Source organism: Mesorhizobium sp. M4B.F.Ca.ET.089.01.1.1 (assembly GCF_004022605.1).
GTDB classification, from domain to species: Bacteria; Pseudomonadota; Alphaproteobacteria; order Rhizobiales; family Rhizobiaceae; genus Mesorhizobium; species Mesorhizobium abyssinicae.
Map to the genome: position 1 here is coordinate 1 of NZ_RZOS01000632.1, position 2,561 is coordinate 2,561.

Annotated in this window: 3 protein-coding genes and 1 pseudogene; 2 read left to right on the forward strand and 2 right to left on the reverse strand. The window is 58.9% G+C overall.

Annotated features, from left to right (window positions below; genetic code table 11):
- The coding region (locus EN780_RS31870) for a hypothetical protein (RefSeq protein ID WP_133372809.1) at positions 1–885 on the reverse strand (885 nt) is incomplete at its 3' end.
- 391 nt (positions 886–1,276) lie between these two features.
- Between EN780_RS31870 and EN780_RS31875 the strand changes: the two genes are divergently transcribed.
- Together EN780_RS31875 and EN780_RS31880 are read left to right on the forward strand one after the other, a co-directional pair.
- Positions 1,277–1,501, forward strand: a complete 225-nt coding sequence (locus EN780_RS31875) for a hypothetical protein (protein WP_128276259.1) — start codon at positions 1,277–1,279, stop codon at positions 1,499–1,501.
- 33 nt (positions 1,502–1,534) lie between these two features.
- Entirely contained in the window at positions 1,535–1,747 is a 213-nt protein-coding gene (locus EN780_RS31880) for a hypothetical protein (RefSeq protein ID WP_128276260.1), read from the forward strand.
- Here EN780_RS31880 and EN780_RS31885 read toward each other — a convergent pair.
- A pseudogene (locus EN780_RS31885) lies at positions 1,729–2,561 on the reverse strand (tyrosine-type recombinase/integrase); the annotation flags it as partial. The gene EN780_RS31880 and the pseudogene EN780_RS31885 sit on opposite strands and share 19 nt — an antisense overlap.

The following is a 2,561-nucleotide window of genomic DNA, read 5'->3' on the forward strand; positions in this document are numbered from 1 at the left end:
TTGCCGGATAGGATGAGCGGTTTCTTTCGCCGGAGCCGGGGCATCGGCTGGCCGCGAAGCGGTTGCCGATTTAGATTTCTCCTGTTCTTTTTTCTCCTGTTGACCTTCTCCTATAATGGCCCCCTCATTTGAGCGGGGGTCAGCCCCTCGCGTTTGAGTGGGGGTAGACCCCGAACCCCCTCGCATTTGAGTGGGGGTTACCCCGTCTCTTTTGAGTGGGGGTAGATCATAGTTCTCCCGAAATTGAACAAGCCACCCCGTGGCGTGCTTGCGGATGAAGCCGGCGTCAGGGTGCTTCGGAGCTTCGTTGCGCATAACAAAGCCGGGCCATGCCATCGCTATGTTCTTGGCAAACAGGATGGCGTTGTCCACGTCCAGTTTGTCGTTTGAGCAGATTGCCACGATGCACTGCGCCGTTTCGCGGCGGTGCTTTTCCGGCCATGACCGAGCATCGTCGTATGCGTGGTACAGCGCCTGATCGATTGTATTTGTCGTGAGAGGCTTGCGCTTGGGAGCCGGGGCGGCACTGTTCTTTACTTGGCACTTGCCGGCCGGTTCCCAGTCTATGTTCACTTCAATGAGCATTCCCTTCGGATCGCCGGGGAATTGCGTGACGGTGATGGCACCCTTGTTTTCCAGAGCTTTGAGAAAGCTACGGGCACGCGTCTCAGTGGAGCCGCCTGCCTGTGCAATATTCCTGTAGGTGAGCCGGCAACTGGTCTTTCCCCAATTCACAGTGCAATCGAGGATGAAGCCGAAAAGGTCGCGTTCACCTAGAGACAGCCCAGAGCGCCAGACGCGGAAGAACTGCCGCATGACGCCTTGCTGGCCCAATGGCGAAGTCAATGGATTGTTGCTGCCGTCTGGATGGTGATGTCCATGCATTCGCCAGTTCTTCGGGGCGTTGCTGGCGTCGGCGGACTGTGGGCGTGAAGCGGCCTGAGACATGATCGTTGGACCTTAATATCGGGTGACGGCCGGTCCCGAGTCTAAGGTCCAGCAAATTCACGGGACCGGCTGTCTAAAAAAAGCTCACGTTTGCGCCACGTGAGCCCTGCGCGCATTTTGTATAGCACGGCCGACCGGCCATTCCCAGTATTGTCAAGTTCGGCCTCGGAAAAAAGCGTTGCAACAAGTTGCAAAATCGCCTTCTACCCCTGTTGACGAAGACATCGTCCGCAGACGAAAGAGCCGTTATGCCAGTACGGCGGAGCGGTTGTTATTCTGAAAAACTGCCTTAACCTCCGTTCTTGCTCAAAACAGACGGGGATTTCCGATGACAACACTGGACGTGATTTTATTAGCAAGCGCGGCTTGGGTGGGCGGCGGCCTGTTTTTTCTTCAGGGGATTTGCACCAATCGCGGCCCGGCCCTTACAACCAACTCACGCGCCGTGGTCGCCGATCTCTTGCGGTTCCGCCCGGCCGCGTTGGTCGCGGCGGCGCTGTTCTTGGCGGTGTGGCCTGCGATCTGGGTGGGTGCGCACCTAGCGCGCCGCTGAGCTTGCAACCAGTTTCAAAATAAGACCCAAGCCATGCTGCATCCTTCGACCACAGCCGATGACAACGGGTCCATGTTGGCCCGGCTTAAAGCCGCCCACGCGTTCGTTGCAGGGCTTGTGGTCGAAGATGCGATCTACGCGCCGATCTTCACGCGGCTAGAGGCAGAGATCGCGGCCGAAGAGGCGAGGGGAGACCCCATCGCCAAGGCGCGGGCAATCGTCGCCGCTCAAAGGGCCATAGCTTGAAGAACGTCGCGCTTGTGCGCCAGTGTCGCGCCCTCGCCATAACGTTCGCGGTCCAGCGTATGGCCGAACAGGTCGCGCCTGACACGCTCATCGATCCCGGCCGCTAGTGCCCGATCTTCCCAAGAATGTCTTAGGCTGTAGAGCGTATGCTCTTCGGTCTCCAATAGTCCGTTCTCCCGGAGGAAGCTGTTCACGGTGGCGCTAAGGCCGGCGCTGGACTCCCGATAGCGCGGGAAGCCCTTCGGGCATTGCCTGAAGGCTTCGAGCGACACGCCTACCAGTGGAATGACGCGTTTCGAGACCTTGTTTTTTAGCTGCCTGCCCTCCGGCTCAATCGAGATGTGCGGCACGTCCCCGTCAAGGCGGATGTGGTGCGGCAAGAGCCCAGCCGCTTCACCGGGGCGATAGCCGGTGTTGATCATGCCGAGCAGAATGCAACGGGCTTCGGTGTTCAAGCTGTCCAGTGCGCCGGGAGCAAGCAGCTTCGTCTTGATCCATTCGACTGAGAACGGCGGTTTCGTCCGTTCCTTGTCGTCTTTGAAGGTAAGGCCGTCGAGCGGCAGAACCAGCCCTAGTCGCTTCATCTTGACGACAGTGCGGAGGATATTGCCGATATGCTGGAAATCCTTGTTTGCCGTTCCGGGCAGTGCGTCCCCGGCCGTGATCCGCTCTCCCCACGTTTCACGGAAGTCGAGCATGTCGTCGGCGGTGATGTCGGCAAGCTCCTTGTCGCCGATCTCCTCAATCATGTTGTTGATGGCCCGTTTCCGGGGATGTTCCCAGCGGCGAAGCTGATCCTCGCTCTTGCCTAGCG